General features: G+C 39.0%; 15 protein-coding genes and 1 pseudogene. 12 read left to right on the top strand and 4 right to left on the bottom strand.

Features of this window, described 5'->3' with window-relative positions:
- The first annotated feature begins 9 nt into the window (after positions 1–9).
- The 6 genes from BK820_RS12810 to BK820_RS15395 all read left to right on the top strand — a co-directional run bounded on the left by BK820_RS12810 (position 10) and on the right by BK820_RS15395 (position 6,572).
- Positions 10–3,141 carry an efflux RND transporter permease subunit gene (locus BK820_RS12810; RefSeq protein ID WP_071321140.1) on the top strand — a complete coding sequence of 1,044 codons (3,132 nt, stop codon included), beginning with the start codon at positions 10–12 and terminating at the stop codon, positions 3,139–3,141.
- 11 nt (positions 3,142–3,152) lie between these two features.
- Positions 3,153–3,512 (top strand): hypothetical protein, encoded by a 360-nt coding sequence (locus tag BK820_RS12805; protein WP_071321139.1) that lies wholly within the window; start codon positions 3,153–3,155, stop codon positions 3,510–3,512.
- Between the two features lie 18 nt (positions 3,513–3,530).
- A complete protein-coding gene (locus BK820_RS12800; RefSeq protein WP_071321138.1) occupies positions 3,531–4,244 on the top strand; it encodes a HupE/UreJ family protein in 714 nt (237 codons plus the stop codon).
- A gap of 12 nt (positions 4,245–4,256) precedes the next feature.
- Positions 4,257–4,904 (top strand): transmembrane anchor protein, encoded by a 648-nt coding sequence (locus tag BK820_RS12795; protein WP_071321137.1) that lies wholly within the window; start codon positions 4,257–4,259, stop codon positions 4,902–4,904.
- 93 nt (positions 4,905–4,997) lie between these two features.
- A complete protein-coding gene (locus BK820_RS12790) occupies positions 4,998–6,305 on the top strand; it encodes an MFS transporter (protein WP_071321136.1) in 1,308 nt (435 codons plus the stop codon).
- Between the two features lie 147 nt (positions 6,306–6,452).
- A complete protein-coding gene (locus tag BK820_RS15395; RefSeq protein WP_143045200.1) occupies positions 6,453–6,572 on the top strand; it encodes a YHYH domain-containing protein in 120 nt (39 codons plus the stop codon).
- A 123-nt stretch (positions 6,573–6,695) separates the two neighbouring features.
- On the opposite strand, the gene BK820_RS12785 is transcribed toward BK820_RS15395, so the two are convergent.
- Entirely contained in the window at positions 6,696–7,496 is an 801-nt protein-coding gene (locus BK820_RS12785; RefSeq protein ID WP_071321135.1) for an undecaprenyl-diphosphate phosphatase, read from the bottom strand.
- 305 nt (positions 7,497–7,801) lie between these two features.
- Between BK820_RS12785 and kdpA the strand changes: the two genes are divergently transcribed.
- The 5 genes from kdpA (at position 7,802) to BK820_RS12760 (ending at position 15,752) form a co-directional block, all read left to right on the top strand.
- On the top strand, positions 7,802–9,523 hold the full coding sequence (gene kdpA, locus BK820_RS12780; protein WP_071321134.1) for a potassium-transporting ATPase subunit KdpA: 1,722 nt from the start codon (positions 7,802–7,804) through the stop codon (positions 9,521–9,523).
- Between the two features lie 50 nt (positions 9,524–9,573).
- Positions 9,574–11,601, top strand: a complete 2,028-nt coding sequence (kdpB, locus tag BK820_RS12775; RefSeq protein ID WP_071321150.1) for a potassium-transporting ATPase subunit KdpB — start codon at positions 9,574–9,576, stop codon at positions 11,599–11,601.
- A 19-nt stretch (positions 11,602–11,620) separates the two neighbouring features.
- On the top strand, positions 11,621–12,247 hold the full coding sequence (kdpC, locus tag BK820_RS12770; RefSeq protein ID WP_071321133.1) for a potassium-transporting ATPase subunit KdpC: 627 nt from the start codon (positions 11,621–11,623) through the stop codon (positions 12,245–12,247).
- Between the two features lie 81 nt (positions 12,248–12,328).
- Entirely contained in the window at positions 12,329–14,992 is a 2,664-nt protein-coding gene (locus tag BK820_RS12765) for an ATP-binding protein (RefSeq protein ID WP_071321132.1), read from the top strand.
- Between the two features lie 22 nt (positions 14,993–15,014).
- On the top strand, positions 15,015–15,752 hold the full coding sequence (locus tag BK820_RS12760) for a response regulator (RefSeq protein WP_071321131.1): 738 nt from the start codon (positions 15,015–15,017) through the stop codon (positions 15,750–15,752).
- A gap of 401 nt (positions 15,753–16,153) precedes the next feature.
- Here BK820_RS12760 and BK820_RS12755 read toward each other — a convergent pair whose 3' ends face one another.
- Complete coding sequence (locus tag BK820_RS12755) at positions 16,154–16,420, bottom strand: metal/formaldehyde-sensitive transcriptional repressor (RefSeq protein WP_071321149.1); 267 nt, start codon at positions 16,418–16,420, stop codon at positions 16,154–16,156.
- Positions 16,421–16,477: 57 nt separating this feature from the next.
- Here BK820_RS12755 and dmeF point away from each other — a divergent pair.
- Positions 16,478–17,461: pseudogene (gene dmeF, locus BK820_RS12750) on the top strand (CDF family Co(II)/Ni(II) efflux transporter DmeF).
- A gap of 42 nt (positions 17,462–17,503) precedes the next feature.
- On the opposite strand, the gene chrA reads toward dmeF, so the two are convergent.
- Together chrA and BK820_RS12740 are read right to left on the bottom strand one after the other, a co-directional pair.
- Positions 17,504–18,850 carry a chromate efflux transporter gene (gene chrA, locus BK820_RS12745; RefSeq protein WP_071321130.1) on the bottom strand — a complete coding sequence of 449 codons (1,347 nt, stop codon included), beginning with the start codon at positions 18,848–18,850 and terminating at the stop codon, positions 17,504–17,506.
- Positions 18,847–19,773 (bottom strand): chromate resistance protein ChrB domain-containing protein, encoded by a 927-nt coding sequence (locus tag BK820_RS12740; RefSeq protein ID WP_071321129.1) that lies wholly within the window; start codon positions 19,771–19,773, stop codon positions 18,847–18,849. The genes chrA and BK820_RS12740 overlap by 4 nt, the downstream gene beginning before the upstream one ends.
- Positions 19,774–20,236: the final 463 nt, after the last annotated feature.

Here is a 20,236-nt window from a genome sequence, read left to right as displayed (position 1 = left end):
GTAGCGACTATGTTTGATCAAATTGTTAAGCTCTCGATCAAGAATAGATGGCTTGTACTGATTGTCTTTCTGTTTATCGGTGCATTTGGCGTTTATAACTATTTTAAACTGCCGATTGATGCTGTGCCTGACATTACCAATGTACAAGTCCAAATCAATAGTGAAGCGCAAGGCTTATCTCCAATGGAGATGGAGTCACAAGTGACCTATCCAATTGAAACGGCTTTGGCTGGTATTCCTAATCTGGAATACACACGTTCTGTATCGAGATATGGCTTATCTCAGGTTACGGCGATTTTCAAGGAAGGCACGGATATCTATTTTGCTCGTCAACTTGTAAATGAAAAGTTGCAAGGGGTTACTCCAACACTTCCGACTGGCATATCGACTTCAATGGGGCCTGTTTCAACAGGGCTTGGCGAAATCTTTATGTACACTGTTGAGAACGCAAAAGATAATCCAAATCCATTATCACCCACTGAATTAAGAACTCTGCAAGATTGGGTGATTAAACCACAGCTTCGAAATGTTGAAGGTGTGAATGAAATCAATACGATTGGCGGTTATTTAAAACAATTCGTGGTGCAGCCTGATTATGCGTATTTACGCAGCATTGGCTTAGATCAGCAGGATATCTTGGATGCTATTTCTAAAAATAGCATGAACAAAGGGTCTGGTTATATTGAGAAGAATGGTGAGCAGTATTTGATTCGCTCAGATTCTCAAATTAACTCGATTGAGCAAATTCAAAATATCCCAATTACCACAAGCAGCGGTTACATTCTTCGATTGAAGGATGTGGCAAAAATATCGATTGGTCACGAGTTACGTACAGGTGCAGCAACTAAAGATGGGCAAGAAATTGTCTTAGGTACTGCATTTATGCTGATTGGTGAAAACTCGCGAAATGTTGCTCATGCGGTAGATCAAAAGTTACAAAAAGTCCAAGAGTCATTGCCAGAAGGTGTTGAGGCGAAAGCCGTTTATAACCGTACAACTTTGGTTGATGCAACAATCGACACAGTAAAGAAAAACCTTCTTGAAGGTGCAATTCTCGTTATTGTCGTTCTCTTCTTATTCCTTGGACATTTCCGTGCAGCACTCATTACTGCGATGGTGATTCCTTTATCTATGCTCATGACCATTACAGGCATGGTGAATCAACGAATCAGTGCAAACTTAATGAGTTTAGGTGCGCTCGATTTCGGGATCATTGTCGATGGTGCTGTCGTTATTGTTGAAGCTTCACTTGCAAAATTAGCGATGAAACAAAAAGAGTTAGGCCGGATTCTGACGCGTAAAGAACGTTTTATTACCGTATTTGAAGCAACTAGGGAATCTCGAAAAGCCATTCTTTATGGTCAATTGATCATTATCTTAGTGTATCTGCCTGTCATGACGCTTACTGGTGTTGAAGGCAAGATGTTTACACCGATGGCAGCTACAGTTGTTATGGCTCTCGTGGCTGCAATGGTTCTTTCGATTACTTTTGTTCCTGCAATGGTGGCTTTAGTCACGACAGGTGAAATTAAGGAAGAGGAATCTAAGATTGTTCATTTCATTAAGAAAGTCTATAGCCCAATTTTAGATTGGTCATTGAGTCATCGTTATAAGCTGATCGCATTCGTCGCTATTTTCTTTGTATTCAGTGCAAGCCTTTCAACTCGCTTAGGCTCTGAATTTATTCCCTCATTAGATGAAGGTGATGTGGCATTACATGCGCTTCGAATTCCCGGCACGTCTTTAACTCAAGCTGTTGAAATGCAATATGCGCTTGAAAAAGAAATCGTCAAAATTCCTGAAGTTAAAACGATGTTTGCTAAAGTGGGTACAGCTGAAATTGCGACTGACCCAGTTCCACCAAACGTGGCAGATAACTTTGTCATGTTAAAACCACGCAGCGAATGGCCTGACCCTGACAAAGAAAAATCAGCTGTTGTTGCCGATATTGAACGTGTGGCAAAAGGCGTTTATGGAAACAACTATGAGTTCACTCAGCCGATTCAAATGCGTTTTAACGAGCTGATTTCAGGTGTTCGTACAGATGTTGCAGTGAAGATTTATGGTGATGATTTAGATCAGTTGCTTGAATCAGCAAATGCTGCAGCGAAAATTTTAGAAGGTGTGAGTGGTACAGCTGACTTAAAAGTTGAACAGCTGAGTGGACTGCCAACGGTATCTGTTGAGCTTAAAAAGGACATGATCGCCAACTACGGTCTTGATGCTGAAGATGTGCAAAAGCAAGTATCCAGTCTGATTACGGGGCAAACAGCAGGTAAGGTTTTTGAGGGAGATCGTAAGTTCGATATTGTGGTTCGAATGGATCAGAACTCCGTTACGGACTTAGACAAGCTTTATCAAGTTCCAGTGAATTTGCCTAATGGTTCAAGTGTACTTTTATCTGAACTAATCGAATTGAAGAATGTTCAGGGGCCAAACCAAATCTCACGTGAAAACGGTAAACGCCGAATTGTAATTACTGCCAATGTTCGTGGTACGGATATCGGAAGTTATATCGCAGAAGCCCAATCTAAACTCAATGCTGACTTTAAATTACCTGAAGGCTATTGGCTGACATGGGGCGGTACATTTGAACAAATGGAATCAGCTTCAAATCGTCTAATGATTGTTGTCCCTCTGGCTTTGATCTTAATTTTTGCCATGATTTATATGGCATTAGGAAATGTCAGAAATAGCGTGCTGGTCTTTACGGGCGTGCCATTTGCATTAACGGGCGGTGTGATTGCCTTAGCTTTACGTGATATCCCATTCTCTATCTCAGCAGCCGTTGGTTTTATTGCACTGTCGGGTGTTGCTGTACTGAATGGCTTAGTTCTAGTGTCTGCAATTCAGAGATTGAGAGATCAAGGTGAAGGATTACTTGAAGCTGTTAGACACGGTGCATTGGAACGACTTCGCCCAGTATTAATTACGGCTTTAGTGGCATCTTTAGGTTTCATCCCTATGGCATTGAATGTTGGGATTGGCTCTGAAGTGCAACGACCAATTGCGACTGTTGTGATTGGCGGAATCTTATCTTCGACCTTATTGACGTTGATTATTTTGCCTACGCTATACGTTTGGTTTAACCAAGGACGTAAAAAGCAATCAGATGATTTTTCTGAGCAGCAAGAAGCCTAGGTGAAAATGCAATGATAGGCATAGTGAGAGATAGAAAGTTTAGAAATTTGATGATGTGGTTCGTCTGCATCATCAGTCTTGCACTATGCCTGCATTTTAATACGCACAATGCAGAGACTGCATACCAAGAACATACGGTTTATGAATTTGAAGGTGTACATTTTCATGATGTGCATCAAAAGCAAAACCATATTCATCATGATAATTTTCATGAGCATTTTGGTGAATATCAGTCTGGTCAATCGATAACTTTGTTATTTACTTTCACCTTTATTTTGATCCTGGATAGAGTGAAAAATTATCTCTATCTGATGATCAGCCGTATTTTCAAACCTCCCAAAACATCGCTAGAAACTTTTCTTTTTAGTTAACTTTGGAGTTTGATTTACATGCAATTTATTTTTTTACAATGGGTGAGACTCAAGGCATTTTTAAAGTTATTGATTACTTTAAGTGCAGTTTTGATGAGTTCTGCACTTTTTGCCCATGGCGTGGCGGAAGGTGACAAAGGCTATATTCAAGAAATTTATGGGGTACACATCATTCCCTTTATTTACCTTGGTGCAAAGCACATGGTTACAGGTTATGACCATTTGCTGTTCCTCGTCGGGATTATCTTTTTCTTATATCGCATGAAAGATATTGGCTTATATGTCAGCCTTTTTGCGATTGGTCACTCTGTGACAATGCTGATTGGGGTGTATTACAACATTTCCATGAATGCATACATTATTGATGCAATTATTGGTTTTTCTATTGTTTATAAAGCTTTGGATAATTTAGGTGCATATCAGCGTTGGTTTGGTTTCCAGCCCAACACTAAAGCAGCGACGTTAATTTTTGGTCTGATTCATGGCTTCGGTTTAGCGGTAAAAATTCAAGAGTATGAAGTTCCGGCAGATGGTCTATTGGCAAACCTCATTGCATTTAATGTCGGGGTAGAGCTTGGTCAATTTATGGCTTTAGCGATGATTTTGCTGTTGATGACAATGTGGCGAAAAACGCCGTATTTCTTCAAAACAGCTTATCAAAGCAACTTTTTTTTAATGTTCCTCGGCTTTTTACTTGTGGGCTTTCAGCTTACTGGCTTCGTTACTCAATAAGGATTTTCAAATATGTACAACGCTCAAATTCCACAAGATGTTGAATTCCCTTCTGCAAAGAAACTTGTTAAATCAACCATTATCGCTGCAGTGAGTGCTGCAGTTGTCTTAGTTACAGTTGTTATGCCAGCTGAATACAATATTGATCCTACTGGGGTTGGTAAAGTTCTAGGCTTAACAACGATGGGTGAAATTAAGCAATCTTTGGCTCAAGAGTCTGAAAATGGTATGGGAGAGGCAGTTTCAAACACGATATCGAGTGAAGTTGCAAGTGACCCCAATATTCAATCATCTATGCCAATTGGTGAAGCAGAAAAAATGCTAATGCCTGCAATTCAAAAGCAGCAAATGACAGTTGAGTTGAAGCCCGGACAAGCCACTGAAATTAAGTTGGCGATGCCGGAAAGTGCTAGCGTGAATTTTAAATGGACAACATCAGGCGGTGGTCTAAATTATGACACGCATGGTGATCCAGTGAACGCTCCCAAGGGCTTTTACCATGGATATGGCAAAGGACGTAATGAAACTCAGCAAACAGGTACATTAAAAGCAGCTTTTGATGGTAAGCATGGCTGGTTCTGGCGTAATAGAACTGAAAGTCCTGTTTCAGTGACATTGGAAGTTGAAGGCCAATTCAGTGATATGAAGAAAGTCTTTTAAGCTTTAAAAAATCTCCTTGGAATAAAATCCAAGGAGATTTTAATTGGCATTGATTTTAGAAATAAAAATTAGGTTCTAAAAGGAGTCCCTAAAATGCTAGAAGTTTTAAAAAATACAACGTATAGGCATTTGTTCTTAGCTCAAGTCATTGCACTTATTGGAACAGGGCTGATCACTATTGCTTTGGCTTTACAGGCGTATGATATTGCTAAAGGGGAGGCTGCTCAGGTCTTAGGCATAGCATTGGCGATAAAGATGATTGCTTATATTGGGGTAGCACCTATTGCTTCAGCATTTGCAGAAAGGCTGCCACGTAAAAAAGTTTTAGTGGGGTTAGATATCATCCGTGCTTTAACTGCTTTATGCCTGCCTTTTGTGACCCAAATTTGGCAAATCTATATTCTAATTTTTATTCTGCAATCTGCATCAGCTGCATTCACACCTACTTTTCAGGCCATGATTCCTGATGTGTTGCCTGATGAAAAAGACTATACCAATGCTTTGTCCCTTTCACGTTTGGCTTATGACTTAGAAAATATCATCAGTCCGATGTTGGCAGGATTTTTACTTGGATTTATAAGCTATCACAATCTATTTTTAGGAACGGTGATTGGCTTTATTGGTTCAGCACTTTTTGTTGTCAGTGCAAAATTGCCTGTTGCTAAAGTACCTGAATTTAAAGGAGTGTATTACAGAATAAAGCAGGGGACAAAAATTTATTTTAATACCCCGCGTTTAAAGGCACTCCTAGCGTTAAACCTTGCGATTGCTTCAGCCAGTGCTGTGGTGATTGTAAATACGGTTGTACTCGTTCAATCAACCTTTAAGCTAAATGAACATGCCACCACTTGGGCCTTTGGCTTGTTTGGCTTAGGGTCTATGCTCTCGGCATTTATATTGCCTAATATTCTGGATAAATTTAACGATCGAGCTGTGATGTTGAGCGGCACAGCTGTATTAGTCGTTGGCTTGTTCTGTGGGTTTTTTATTAACTCATACAACGGACTATTAGCTTTATGGTTTGCTTTGGGAATAGGTTACTCAGTATCTCAAACGCCTACAGGTCGGTTAATTCGTAAATCTGCATCTAGTGAAAATAGAACTTCATTATTTGCCGCGCAGTTCGCTTTTTCACACGCATGCTGGTTAATTGCTTACCCTTTAGTAGGTTGGCTGAGTACCAATTTTGGAACACTCTTTACATTCGTGCCTATGGCGATTATTGCTCTAGTGGCAATGAGTATTGCTTTTATAATTTGGCCAAAACAGGATGAGTCCGTAATAGTACATTCACATGATGACTTACCTGCGGATCATGAACATCTACTCAGTCATAACCATGATGGAAAGCATTCACATGACTATGTAATAGATGAATACCATCAAAGATGGCCGAAATAAATGATGGCCTATGTTTTATTATTTTTAAGTGCATTTGGTGCAGCAATTGGGTATTTAATTTATTGGAAAATATCCTAATTTTTTGAAATTACGTTAAACTGATTTATGCAAGTAAAACAATTGATCAATTTAAAATAGGGGTTTAGCATGAAAGTTATGTTTTTTTGTTTAGTTGGATTGTTCGCAAGTTATGCGAATGCACATTCTGGTGGTACTAATTCAGCGGGATGTCATAACAGTAGTACTGGTGGGTATCACTGCCATTAATAAAAAAAGAGTTCTTAAGAACTCTTTTTTATTAAACCAATCGGGGGAGGAAGGTTTATAGTTTGATAGATATTCGAATTATTAAGCCTAAAATAATTTGGTTTTTTAGATTTAACGTAAGTTTTAAAAAAATATAATTAATAAGATAATACCAAGTGCAACACGGTACCAAGCGAAAACTCTCAGTGAATGTTTTTCTACAAATTTGACCAAAGCTTTTACAACAACAAGTGCAGCTATAAATGCAGCTATAAAGCCTATGACTATATTTAATATATTCTCTGAGGTTAATATTGATGCATTACGCATTAAGTCATATGTTGCCGCGCCTAACATTGTTGGCATAGCGAGAAAAAAGGAAAATTCTGTAGCAGCTTTACGTGATAAACCTGAGAGCATACCGCCAATTATCGTTGCTCCTGAACGAGAAGTGCCAGGAATCATTGCAAGGCATTGAGCAAAACCGACAAGAATAGCTTGTTTTATACTAATGTCAGTGGCTTCGAGTGTTTTTGGTTCAAACTTTCTTGCTTCTACTGCGAAAATAATCAATCCGCCAATAATAAGTGCGAAAGCTACGACTAATGGGCTAAACAATACTTGTTTGATGAAATCGACGGCTAATATACCAATGAGAACAGCAGGAAGAAAAGCAATAAAAACATTGATAGCAAAACGTCTAGCATGAGTATCACCAGAGAAAAAACCTTTTACTAAGTCGATTATCTTTTGACGGTAAAGCCAGCAAACAGCAAGAATAGCACCTAGCTGAATGACGACCTCAAATACACGGCCTGAGTCGGATTGAAAATCAATTAAATGCCCAAAAAGAATTAAATGTCCTGTACTTGATATTGGTAGAAATTCTGTTAAACCCTCAATCATTCCTAAAAATAATGCTTTTAAAAGTTCTAGATTTTCCATAAGTAAAAATAATCATGAATGGTTGGAATCTTTTAAGGCATTTCAAACTTTATATAAATGTATCTATGCAAATTTTTACGCAAATTTTACGCGCTATACATATTTCTGAATAGAGATTTTACGGGCGGCTTTTAGATACTAAATCATGGAAATTTATCCATGCTTAGGATGGAAAAGATGAGTGCTAAATTTAAAGCGCATCAAAAAATGTCGTATCAAAACAACTGCGCCATACATGAGGCGATGCAACTTAGAGAGATAAAAAAAAGTGTATTTGCTTTCCATTTTAAGGGGAGTAAAAACTGATGTTAGTATTTATTCTGCTTATCATGAACGTTGTCGCCCTTGCTTATCCGCTTGGTAAATATTTAGCAGCAGTTATGCAAAATCAAACAATGCGAATTGATCCACTTTTCAATTGGATTGAAAAACCGATATATATACTGTTGGGTACGAACCCTAAATTGGGGATGAGTGTCAAAACGTATACCCTAAGTTTTGTACTGAGTTGCATGGTGTTGGGTGGCTTTACTTGGGTTTTATTTATGACTCAAGCGAACTTACCGCTGAACCCCAATCAGGCTCCAAATATGTCGTGGGATTTAGCCCTTCACACCATGATTTCGTTTTTAACCAATACAAATCAGCAGCATTATTCCGGACAGGCTCAGTTGTCGTATTTGTCACAAATGGTGGGTATTGTTGGTTTGCAAATCATTACTCCCATGATGGGGCTAGCAATGGTTGTTGCTACGGTTCGCGCATTATTTTATAAGCAATCCGTTCCGCTGAATATTGAAAAAAACACAACTTCGGGGACTCCATTACAAGGTGTGAATGTCGGTAATTATTGGGCAGATGTCATTCGTCCAACCTTCAGATTTTTAATACCGCTATGCATGGTATGGTCACTTTTACTGACTAGCCAAGGTGTTCCATCAACATTTCAAGGCGGCCCAGAAGTTCAAGTCCTAGACCAAACTGCAGAATTACATACGCAAAAAATTCCATTGGGGCCAGTAGCACCAATGGTTGCGGTTAAACAATTAGGAAGTAATGGCGGGGGCTGGTATGGGCCTAATAGCAGCGTGCCTTTAGAGAATCCAACGCCATTATCTAATTTCCTAGAAATGTTGGCTATTTTACTCATTCCAGTTTCAGTTATTTTTATGCTGGGCTTTTTTACCAAGCGTACAAAATTTGCAGTCTTCGTTTTTGCTTCAATGCTGCTGATGTCAATCATTTCTGCCAGCAGTGCAATTTGGTCTGAAAGTATTTCTACAACGGCAGCACAGCTGTATGCAATGGAAGGTAAGGAAGTACGTTTTGGTGAAGCATCTTCTGCGCTATGGTCAGCATTGACTACACAGGTGAATAATGGCTCAGTCAATATGATGCATGATTCTTCTGCACCGCTCACTGGATTAATCGCATTAGCAAATATGCTGATTAATGCTATTTGGGGCGGGATTGGCTGTGGGTTACAGCAATTTATCATTTATCTATTTTTAGCTGTGTTTATCGCAGGTTTGATGATTGGGCGTACACCTGAACTCTTTGGTCGGAAAATTGAAGCTGGGGAAATTAAGTTACTCGCTGTGGTGATTTTAATTCAACCGATTACGATTTTAACCCTCACTGCAATCACATTGTATTTCCCTACATTAACAGGCAATAGCAATCCTCAATATCATGCTGTTTCACAGGTGCTGTATGAATATGTTTCGGCATTTGCCAATAACGGCTCAGGTTTTGAAGGTCTGGCTGATAATACAATTTGGTGGAATTTAAGTACCAGTTTAGCTCTAGTCTTGGGCCGTTTTCCAACATTGATTATTCCTCTTTTCATTGCCGCACGTTTAGCTTCGAAACGTCAAGCTCCTGAAAGCAGTGGCAGCTTAAAAGTGGAAACTCCGACTTTTGCACTCACGTTGATTGCCATTGTGGTGATGTTGACGCTCTTGCAATTCATGCCTGTACTGGTTTTAGGGCCTATCGCAGACCATTTGTTGTTGGTTAAAGCTTAAGGGTGAAAAATATGAATCATTCAAAACAATCTATTAACGCTGTTCAAAATATGCCGTTACCAACAGTACCAAAGCAAAATCAATCAACATTGTTCCAAGTAGAAGCATGGAAAAATGCTTGTATTAAACTGTTGCCGCAGCATGTCATTAAGAACCCTGTGATGGCGATTGTATGGCTAGGAACACTGATTACGCTGGTGTGCACACTTTTGGGAAAAGCAGACTTAATGTTTGGCATTCTAGTCACAGTCATTTTATTTATTACTGTGCTATTTGCGAATTATGCAGAAGCTGTGGCAGAAGCCAAAGGTCGGGGACAGGCTTCCTCTTTAAGACAAGCACGCCAGAATTTAACGGCACGTCGAATTAAAAATAAAGAAGATGCGGATGGTGAACAAATCGCAGCGACGCTCTTAAAAATGCATGATTTGATTGAAGTTCGTGCGGGTGAGTTGATTCCTGCTGATGGTGAAATTATTCATGGTTTTGCAACCATTAATGAAGCTGCTGTTACAGGGGAGTCAGCACCTGTTTTACGTGAAGCGGGTACTGATAAATCAGGTGTGATTGGTGGCACTAAAGTATTGACGGATCGAATAATCGTGCAAGTCACAGCTGAAACAGGAAATAGCTTTCTTGACCGTATGATTGCTTTGGTAGAAGGTTCAAACCGTCAAAAAACACCGAATGAAATTGCTTTGGGTATTTTACTTACAGTGATGACAGTGACTTTCATTGCAGTTGTTTTCAGTTTGCCAATGATTGGACATTTCTTAAAAATCGAAATTAATCCAATTCTACTGGTTGCATTATTGGTTTGCTTAATTCCAACCACCATTGGCGGCTTGCTTCCTGCTATCGGTATAGCTGGGATGAACCGTGCTTTAAAAGCCAATGTTATTGCTAAATCAGGTAAAGCGGTAGAAGTTGCTGGTGATGTAGATGTACTGCTTTTAGATAAAACCGGCACGATTACTTATGGTGACCGCCAAGCAACTGCATTTTATCCGCTCGCTGGTGTCACTGAATCAGAGCTTTGCCAAGCTGCAGTACTTACCTCATTGGCAGATCCAACGCCTGAAGGTAAATCGGTTGTGGTTCTAGCAAAAGAATATGGACAGCATGTCGATACGCCTGAGCAAGCAGAATTTATTAACTTTGATGCTTCAACGCGTATTTCTGGGATTAACTTGAAAGATGGTCATCAAATTCGTAAGGGTGCATTGGATGCCATTCTTAAGTTTTCATCACAAAATCTTGAGAATCAACTTGAGTTGAAAACCCGCGTTGAACAAGTTGCTTCTAAGGGTGCAACACCGCTTGTGGTCGCAAAAGATCGGAATATTTTAGGTGTCATTGAGCTTTCGGATGTAATTAAAAAAGGGATCAAGGAAAAGTTTGCGCGCTTACGTGAAATGGGCATTAAAACCGTCATGGTGACAGGTGATAATCCACTTACGGCTGCTGCTATAGCTGCCGAAGCAGGCGTAGACGACTATATTGCTGAAGCAAAACCAGAAGATAAGCTCAGCTGTATTCGTGCGGAACAAAACAAAGGGCATTTGGTGGCAATGGTCGGAGACGGTACCAACGATGCTCCTGCTTTGGCTCAAGCTAATATTGGTTTAGCGATGAACTCAGGTACGCAAGCGGCTAAAGAGGCGGGTAATATGGTCGATTTAGACTCCGATCCAACGAAGCTTCTGTCTGTAGTGGAAATTGGTAAGCAGCAGCTGATTACACGCGGTGCATTAACCACATTCTCTTTGGCAAATGACGTCTCAAAATACTTTGCCATTTTACCTGCATTATTTGTCGCGGCTATTCCACAAATGGGTGTGCTGAATGTGATGCAATTGAGTAGCTCTGAAAGCGCCATCCTTTCAGCACTGATATTTAACGCGATTATTATTCCTTTACTCATCCCGATTGCTTTACGCGGTGTGAAATTTAAGCCATCAACGGCAACTCAATTATTACGCCGTAATATGCTGATTTATGGTGTAGGCGGAGTAATGTTGCCTTTTGTTGCGATTAAAGCGATTGATCTGATGATTAGTCAATTGTTATCACTTTGAACTGATGAGGAGAATAAAAATGAATATTGAAAACCATCAAGAAAATGAGCAATTGAATAGTATGTCGACGGCTGGATTCGGTTTAATACGTGCATCCATTGGCTTAACAGCTGTGACCTTGGCTATATGCGGCTTTGCATATAGCTCGGTTGCAGCAGGTTTAGGGCAGGTCATTTTTCCGCATCAAGCCAATGGCAGTTTGATTGTACAGAATGGTGAGGTCATTGGGTCAAGTTTGGTTGCACAGCCTTTTATTCAAGCAAAGTATTTTCAACCGCGGCCGTCCGCGTCAAATTATGACCCTATGGCCATGGCAGGGGGTAATTTGGCACGAACAAATCCAGCATTACATGAAATGATGGATGAGCGTTTAAATAAAATTGTGGCACAAGAGCGCGTTGAAAAATCTCAAATCCCTTCTGATTTGGTAACAGCATCGGGCAGCGGTATCGATCCTGAAATTAGTCTGCAGGCCGCCTTAATTCAGGTCAATCGAATTGCAGCCGCAAGAGGAATGTCAGTACAAGATGTGGAGACATTAGTACTGGAAAGAAGTATTCGGCCTAGCTTCGGAATATTAGGGCAGACACGTGTGAATGTGCTTGAAATAAACATTGCTTTGGATCAGGCTGAAAAAGCGATTTAATAAAATGGAAGGAAGAGGAGAACTATCCTCTTCCTACTAGAAAGGGCATAAATCTAAGATATTTATAAAAGTTATAAATTTATGGATAAAAGTAAAACAAATAAAGTTGATGTGTTTTTACAGCATACTCAACGTTTTCAATCTGGACGTTTGACCATATTTTTAGGGGCTGCTCCGGGCGTTGGAAAAACTTTCGCTATGCTTGTTCGTGCCCATGAATTGGCTTTGCAAGGCAGTGACATAGCGATTGCTTATGTAGAAACACATGGCCGAACTGAAACTGAAAACTTAGTGGCGGGTTTAACTTTGATTCCGCGTAAAATTATTCAATATCAAGAGCACCAGCTTGAGGAAATGGATTTAGATGCGGTACTAGACAAGAAGCCAAATATTGTTCTTGTTGATGAATTCGCTCATACCAATGTACTTGGCAGCCGTCATGAAAAGCGCTGGCAAGATATCAATGAACTTTTAGATGCTGGTATTGATGTTTTTACAACAATGAATATTCAGCACTTAGAAAGTTTGAATGATATTGTTTTTCAAATTACAGGTATCCGTGTTAAAGAAACAGTGCCTGATCGGGTCTTTGAACGTATTCGAGATATTCGTTTAATTGATTTGCCTGTCAATGAATTGCTAGAGCGTTTGAAGCAAGGAAAAGTGTATATACCAGAACAGGCAGAACAAGCTTTACAGCGATTTTTTAATGTCGCTAATTTAACTGCTTTACGTGAACTAGCGATGCAAACAGTTGCTGGTTATGTAGATACAGATGTTCGGGAAAATTTTGCAATTCAAGGGCAAGCGGCTATTCCGCTTAAAAACCATGTTTTGATTATGATAGATGGTCTAGGAAACTCTGAATCATTGGTGCGAGCAGGATGTCGTATTGCCGAGCAACGGATGGCCGCATGGACTGTAGTCACTTTCTCTAAAGATTCTCAGATTCTGCCGAAACAAGCTAATCGTCAAAGCCGAGAAATCGAAATTGCATTGAATATGACTCGGCAAATGGGTGGTATGACGGAAACGCTATACGGTAAACAGCATGCGAAAACTCTTTTTGATTATGTTATTGAGCATGGTATTTCTACTTTGGTTTTATCCCAGCCGAAGAAAGAAGTCTTTAACTTACCTTTGAAAGCAGATTTCGTTGATCAGTTAATCAAACTTCAGCCACGATTCGAGCTTAGTATTGTTCCTGTTTTATCGCCAAAAAATATTGCTGTTTCAGACAATATAGCCTCAGACAGTAGAAGAAATTATTTAACACTGAGCGAAATATCCTACGTACTTGTTACAACAGTGATCAGCATTGTGATCGCAAGCCTAAGTGAAACCTATTTGGGCATTGACGATATTTCAGTTATTTTTATTACTGCTGTGGTATTTGTCGCATCAAAAACAAGGATGCTTGCAGCGGTATTTTCTGCAATTTTATTTTTTTTAGCCTATAACTTCTTTTTTATCAGTCCTAAATTTACGTTGGAAATTTCAGCTCATCAAGGTGTGATCACGGTGCTGGCTTTTTTAGGTGCTGCTTTAATTGCAAGTAAGCTGGCATCTAAATTAAAAGAGCAGGTTACAGCGCTAAAAGCATCAAACAGTTATAACAGTATTATGCAAGATTTAGGACAAAAGCTTTCTACTGCAGTAGATTTACAGCAGGTTCAAGATATTGCAATGCATTGTTTAAACAAAAACCTAAATGCAGATGTTTGGATTTATTCACCAGAAACTGAACAGGAAAATCAAAACTTAGAAAAGATGAGTACAAAGGAACAAATTTCTGCAAATTGGACTTTTAAAAATCATCAGGCTTCAGGCCGTTTTACTCAAACACTGATGGAAAATGCTTGGTGGTTTTTACCGCTATTGGCTTCAAAGCAATGCGTAGGCGTCATTGGGCTAAAATTTCCATTGCAGCAACGGCTTTTAACGTCTGAACAAAAACAATTAGCAGAGGTGATGGTCGAATTTATTGCTCAAGCTATTTGGCGTACGCAATTAACCAAAGCGCTTGAAATTGCTAATGTGAGTTCAGAAACAGAAAGATTACGTTCAGCGTTATTATCTTCAGTTTCACATGACTTACGTTCACCCTTAGCATCAATCATTGGTGCTGCTGATACCTTAAGCAATTATCGGCATTCTATGGACGAAACGGATCAAAATAGTTTACTTGAGGCGATTCATTTAGAAGGTGAACGATTAGACCGCTATATACAAAATTTATTGGATATGACTCGTTTGGGACATGAGGGTCTAACACTGGCACGAGATTGGATTGGTGTCGATGAGCTCGTTGGTTCAGCGGTACGCAGGTTACAACGTTATATGCCGCAAGCTTTAGTTGAGGTGCATTTACCTGATGATCCATTAAGTTTGTATGTACATGCTGCACTCATTGAACAAGCTATTTTTAATGTATTGGAAAATGCCGCTAAGTTTTCACCTGAAAATACACCGATTTCAATTCAAGTTTCTAGGTTAAAAGAAAATGAAATGGAAATAACGATTTCTGATCAGGGGCAGGGGATTCCTGAAAATGAGCGTGATCGTATTTTTGATATGTTCTATACAATGGAACGAGGTGATCGTGGACAACACGGTACCGGATTGGGCTTGAGTATTGTTAAGGCAATTATTGGGGCACACATGGGGGCTATTTCTACTTCATCTCTAAGTCATAATCAAGGCACATGTATCCGCATGCAGCTTCCAATTAATCCATTACTGTAAGGTTTTCAATTAAGGAAAATGAATGGCTGAACTCAATCCATCTACTAGTGCCATCGCTACAGTCTTAATCATAGATGATGAGACACAAATACGAAAATTTCTTGATATAGCATTGCGTACCCAAGGTTATAAAGTTATTCAAGCTGAAAATGGCCAGCAAGGTTTAGGTGAGTTAGCCTTGCATGGTGCTGATTTAGTTATTTTAGATTTGGGCTTGCCTGATTTGGATGGTTTTGATGTTTTAATGGAATTACGGAATTGGTCTCATGTGCCAGTAATTGTTCTTTCTGTCCGTTCTGATGAAAATGAAAAAGTAAAACTTTTGGATTCAGGCGCAAATGATTATGTGACGAAGCCATTTAGTATTCAGGAGCTCTTGGCAAGAATTCGTGTTCTACTTCGGCAGACTCAGTTAAGTGTGGTTGAAAGCGTAATTTTTGATGATGGCTACTTGAAAATTGACTTTGCTCAGCGTCAAGTTTATTTAGAGGGAAATCTGATTGCTTTGACCCGTAAGGAATATCAACTATTAACGTTGCTTGCACAGCATAAAGGACAACTGATAACCCAGCCACAGATACTCAAGGAACTATGGGGTGCAACGCATCAGGAAGATACGCACTATTTAAGAATTTTGGTTGCTAAATTGCGTGCTAAATTAAATGATAATGCAGTGCATCCTAAATATATTTTGACAGAACCCGGTGTAGGATTGAGGTTTTTGAGTGTGAATAATTTTGTCCAAGCAAAGCATAATTAAGTTGGTTAGTCCTTAAGGATAATTGTATTGATGCCAGCCAGTTCATTATTTTTCAAATTTAAGTAAAAAGCCCTCAATGAATTTGAAGGCTGTTTATAATTTTAAGTATTGTCATTAGTGAGCAGAGAGATTTCTGCAGTTGTATAGCCACGCTCATAAAGGATGCTGTGAATCGCATTTTTTATGCTTTGGCAGTTGGTTTTTTTTAACTTTTTAAATAGTTCAAAGTCACAGTGATGACTTAAATTGAACTTTATTTCGAGCACTTTTGAATCTGGAGTTGAATAAAGAGAAGTTAAAAACTTACGTATTCGGGGTCGCATATAAACTATTAAGCAATAAAGATGTAATTATCATATCAAGTCTATAAAAATTGAAAAGAGATTTTTTATCGTGTCATCTTATTGATAGCGGCTGAGTAATGCTAAAAACTCTTTTAACTCTTCTTCATTAATCGCATCTTTATCTTTGATTACATGCTCTTTGAGATGTGCTTCAATCAATTGATTCATTAATCCATTTATAGCACCACGAACGGCAGCGACCTGTTGCAGTACGTCTATGCATGATTTGTGCGTGTCAGCCAAACTCTGTTCAACGGCGTTAATTTGGCCCTGAATTCGCTTAACCCGATTTAAAATTTTTTTGTCTTGATGCAGATGCGACATAGCATTTCTGTCCAAATTAAATATACTATAGGGGAGTATTATTGATGGCATAAAAAAATGCAATATCTAAGTAATGTTAAAAGCAACCATACGCATCAATTCGATGAAGGTAATCCACTAGCACAGAAGAAAATTTTAATTGCGACGATCCTGACGGGTGTCATGATGGTCTTTGAAATTTTTGGAGGATGGTTCTTTAATTCGATGGCTTTACTAGCTGATGGCTGGCACATGAGTTCACACATGCTGGCATTGGGCTTAGCATATTTTGCTTATCGAATGGCACGTAAATATTCACAAGATCAGCGATTCTGTTTTGGTACGTGGAAGATAGAAATTTTAGCTGGATACTCTAGTGCGATCTTACTCATGGTTGTGGCATTATTTATGGGAATACAATCGGTAGAGCGCCTATTTAATCCCGTTAATATTCACTATAACGAAGCAATATCAATCGCAGTGATTGGTCTTGCAGTGAACTTTATTTGTGCTTAGTTACTACACGATAGTGGGCATCACCACCATCATCACCACGAACATGATCACCATCATGATCATGGACACCATCACCATGATGAAGATGGGCATCACGAACATGATTTAAACCAGAAAGCAGCTTTCCTTCATGTCGTTGCAGATGCTGTGACTTCTGTATTGGCGATCATTGCATTATTTGCAGGTAAATTTTTTGGCTGGGATTTCTTAGATGCAGTTTTGGGTATTGTAGGTGCATTTCTAGTCGCACATTGGTCTTGGGGGCTTATCCGCGAGACAGGCAAAACTTTACTTGATGCTGAAATGGAACATCCAGTTGTTCAGGAAATTCAGGAAGTCATTGAAGACTTAGATAGCCGAATTGTGATTACTGATATTCATGTATGGAAGGTGGGTAAAGGTAAGTTTTCTTGTATCTTGTCACTAGATGTAAGCAGTTTAAATATCACGGCAGATGAAGTCAGAAAAGCCTTATCTATTCATGAGGAAATTGTGCACGTTTCAGTAGAAATTAATACGAGTTCTAGACTCCAAGCAGCAGTATAAAAAATAGATAAAAAGGAGCAGCTCATTTGAGCTGCTCTTTTTTTATATGCTTAGTTTAATGATAAGCCCTAAAATTGCAGCGGCACCGATGACTCTTAATACACTTTGATTGAACTTAAAGAGAGCAATACAAGCGAGTAAGGTTATTACTGCAGCAATGTAGTCAAATTGTCCTTCAAACCCTTTTGGCCATAGCACATGGTAAGCAAAGAAAAGGGCCAAATTAAGAATTACGCCGACAACAGCTGCGGTAATTGCTGTCAGTGGTGCAGTAAATTTAATTTGATTGTGAGTAGATTCGATTACGGGTGCTCCACCTAAAATAAACACAAACGAAAATAGGAAGGTGAACCAAGTAACAATTGTTGCTCCAAAAGCACCTGCTAAAAACTTATGTTCAGGCCCTAATAGGTCGAGGTTGTAACCGCCCATAAATCCAACAAAAGCAACGACCATAATGAGTGGGCCAGGTGTACTTTCACCCAATGCTAAACCGTCGATCATTTCGGTTGGTTTAAGCCACTCATAGAAGTTAACAGCACCTTGATATACATAAGGTAAAACAGCATAAGCTCCGCCAAAAGTCATCAATGCAGCTTTGGTGAAAAACCAAGCCATTTGTGTATAAGCGTGAGACCAGCCATAAGCTACCGTCAGTAATGCTATAGGGAGACACCACAAAATAATTGCAACAACTAGTAATTTAATTAAGCGAGACCATTTAAAAATGGCATGTTCAGGTGTGGGCGTATCATCATCAATGATTGCCTTCCCGTAGTCTTTGAGGCTTGATGCATGAGCATTGCTTGTAAATAGTTTTGGGTCAAATTTACTTAAGAGATAACCACTTAAAGCAGCCAGCAGCACAATAAGGGGGAAAGGAACATTAAAGGCAAAAATAAGAATAAATGCAGCACATGCAATAGCATACATATATTTATTCTTCAGTGATTTACTGCCAATACGATAGGTTGCATGAAAGACGATAGCGGTGACAGCAGGTTTGATGCCATAAAAAAGCCCTGCAATGACAGGTACATTTCCAAATTTTGCATAGACCCATGAAAGACCGATGAGAATGAAAAGGGAAGGTAAAATGAAAAATAGTCCGGCTATGATACCGCCTTTTGTTTTGTGCATTAGCCAGCCAATATAGGTTGCTAATTGTTGTGCCTCAGGCCCCGGAAGCAGCATGCAGTAATTGAGCGCATGCATAAATCTCTTTTCGGAGATCCATTTTTTTTGTTCTACCAATTCTTGGTGCATGACAGAGATTTGGCCTGCAGGCCCGCCAAAGCTGATAAATCCGAGTTTAAGCCAAAACAGTATGGCCTCTTTAAAGCTGATTTCTGGATTGGGCTCGAAATCGTTTTCTTGTAATTGACTCATGAATTCTCACTTTTAAAATTGGTATATAGACCATCAAAAATGTGATTGGATAATTCCACCAACTGTTGATCAGCTTGAATACTGCTTCTCAGTCCTTGTAATATTTTTTCTAACCCAAGAGCCTCAGGTGGCTCATTTCCGCCAATATCTAGGTAATGCACAATTTCAGCGATTTTCAGAAGTGATTTATCGGCTAAATTAAAGCTGTGTAAAAGTACTTCGAATGAAACAAGGTCACCAACATGGGTAAACGTTGCACCGTCAAAATCAAAACCATAAGCATCTGCTGGACAATCTTTAATATCTTCTAGCCACATAAAAATAGGGTCTTTATCAATAAATTTTTGAATGAGCCACGTACAAGCTAAACGATCTACCCAAGGTCGTTTTCGTGTAGCCCAGGTTTTAGATTGGAAGTCATGAAGATTAAGAGAAGGTAGATCACTATTTATAGAAGAGGGCTCATTTGATTCCCCTAAGTGATGAATTTTAAGTTCGAGTTTTGATATCGCGTTTAAGGCTGTGTTTTGTAATTCATTAGGAAAGAAATCAATATCGATGAGAGACGAAAGTTGCTTTCTTAATTTTCTAATGCTTTTTAAATGTTCATTTTTTTGCTCAACATTCAGTGAACTCTCTATTTCATTCAGTTGTAGCAAAAATTCAGAGTATTCATTTTTTCTATTAAAGAGTTGAATTAAGTCTAAATTATTGTTGCTAACGGAATCGAATAGATAGGCAATGCCATCGGCACTTTGATGTTCGTCAATAATGGGGTCAAAGCGTTGCTTTTGTTCATTAGGTAGCACATAGACACCATCACGCAGAGTTGCTGCGCCACAGCTTTTGATGGAACGCCAAATTCTCATTCGAGCAGAAGAGTTTTGTGTGGAAAGGCTAGAAATGAGGATGCTTATAGTCATGTTATAAACTCTACAAATTTTGTATAGGTTATAACAAATTATTTAATTGTGGTAATTTTTATACTGAATTAGTTATTCAGGAAATCTGATATATTGTTTGCTGATATACGTATAGATCATCACTATATCTAAGAAATTTTCGGGTAGTGTACAGATCTTTTTTGCGGTAATTTTTACGGTAAATGTAGAACAAGGGTTGATGATATTTATTAAAAATCAGTGTCTTGGGTTGTGTTTATTGTGCGCGCTGAGCGCACCATTTCACTGTTTCACCTCATCCAAATAAATACGAAAATCATTCAAAATAAATAGTTTACGTATTTATATTGTATGATATTGTCCGAAGGTGTTTTAGGATGCCGCAAGTTTTTATGGTAATTTTTTGCGGTACCTCCTGTTTCTTGAAAAAAATGTATTGTAAAAAGATGCCTAAATTATTAGGCCTCTTTCATAAATCATTTTT

This window comes from Acinetobacter sp. LCT-H3, from assembly GCF_001866125.1.
GTDB classification, from domain to species: domain Bacteria; phylum Pseudomonadota; class Gammaproteobacteria; order Pseudomonadales; family Moraxellaceae; genus Acinetobacter; species Acinetobacter schindleri.
The sequence above is the reverse complement of the archived record's forward strand: the minus strand, read 5'-3'. Positions and strand labels throughout refer to the sequence as shown.

What these genes read in the sequence shown, in the direction of transcription:
- BK820_RS12755 (WP_071321149.1), bottom strand. Translation starts at nt 16,420, where the DNA reads ATGTCGCATCTGCATCAAGACAAAAAAATTTTAAATCGGGTTAAGCGA.
- BK820_RS12800 (WP_071321138.1), top strand. Translation starts at nt 3,531, where the DNA reads ATGCAATTTATTTTTTTACAATGGGTGAGACTCAAGGCATTTTTAAAG.
- kdpB (WP_071321150.1), top strand. Translation starts at nt 9,574, where the DNA reads ATGCCGTTACCAACAGTACCAAAGCAAAATCAATCAACATTGTTCCAA.
- kdpC (WP_071321133.1), top strand. Translation starts at nt 11,621, where the DNA reads ATGAATATTGAAAACCATCAAGAAAATGAGCAATTGAATAGTATGTCG.
- BK820_RS12810 (WP_071321140.1), top strand. Translation starts at nt 10, where the DNA reads ATGTTTGATCAAATTGTTAAGCTCTCGATCAAGAATAGATGGCTTGTA.
- BK820_RS12760 (WP_071321131.1), top strand. Translation starts at nt 15,015, where the DNA reads ATGGCTGAACTCAATCCATCTACTAGTGCCATCGCTACAGTCTTAATC.
- BK820_RS12785 (WP_071321135.1), bottom strand. Translation starts at nt 7,496, where the DNA reads ATGGAAAATCTAGAACTTTTAAAAGCATTATTTTTAGGAATGATTGAG.
- BK820_RS15395 (WP_143045200.1), top strand. Translation starts at nt 6,453, where the DNA reads ATGAAAGTTATGTTTTTTTGTTTAGTTGGATTGTTCGCAAGTTATGCG.
- chrA (WP_071321130.1), bottom strand. Translation starts at nt 18,850, where the DNA reads ATGAGTCAATTACAAGAAAACGATTTCGAGCCCAATCCAGAAATCAGC.
- BK820_RS12790 (WP_071321136.1), top strand. Translation starts at nt 4,998, where the DNA reads ATGCTAGAAGTTTTAAAAAATACAACGTATAGGCATTTGTTCTTAGCT.
- BK820_RS12805 (WP_071321139.1), top strand. Translation starts at nt 3,153, where the DNA reads ATGATAGGCATAGTGAGAGATAGAAAGTTTAGAAATTTGATGATGTGG.
- BK820_RS12765 (WP_071321132.1), top strand. Translation starts at nt 12,329, where the DNA reads ATGGATAAAAGTAAAACAAATAAAGTTGATGTGTTTTTACAGCATACT.
- BK820_RS12740 (WP_071321129.1), bottom strand. Translation starts at nt 19,773, where the DNA reads ATGACTATAAGCATCCTCATTTCTAGCCTTTCCACACAAAACTCTTCT.
- BK820_RS12795 (WP_071321137.1), top strand. Translation starts at nt 4,257, where the DNA reads ATGTACAACGCTCAAATTCCACAAGATGTTGAATTCCCTTCTGCAAAG.
- kdpA (WP_071321134.1), top strand. Translation starts at nt 7,802, where the DNA reads ATGTTAGTATTTATTCTGCTTATCATGAACGTTGTCGCCCTTGCTTAT.